Raw genomic sequence first — 311 nt, 5'->3', positions numbered from 1 at the left:
ACGTGGGCCGTATTGCGCAGATCGGCTCGGTGTCCGTGACCGACAAGATGGTGATCGAAAAGTACTCGCACGTGCAGCACATCGTCAGCTCTGTCGAGGGCACGCTGAAGCCGGGCATGACCAACTTCGACGTGCTGCGCGCGACGTTCCCGGCGGGCACGCTGTCGGGCGCCCCGAAGGTTCGCGCGATGGAACTGATCGACGAACTCGAGCCCGTGAAGCGCGGCCTCTACGGCGGCGCAGTCGGCTACCTGTCGTTCACGGGCGAGATGGACCTCGCGATCACGATCCGCACGGGCGTGATCTGCAAC

General features: G+C 65.0%; 1 protein-coding gene. It reads left to right on the top strand.

Annotated elements, in window-relative coordinates:
* Window positions 1-311, top strand: a 311-nt coding sequence (locus SB753_RS36020) for a chorismate-binding protein (protein WP_410804879.1), incomplete at both ends; no start/stop codon positions are given.

The sequence above is a fragment of the Paraburkholderia sp. SIMBA_053 genome, from assembly GCF_046534895.1.
Taxonomy (GTDB): Bacteria; Pseudomonadota; Gammaproteobacteria; order Burkholderiales; family Burkholderiaceae; genus Paraburkholderia; species Paraburkholderia caledonica.
This window is presented reverse-complemented; position numbering and strand designations above follow the sequence as displayed.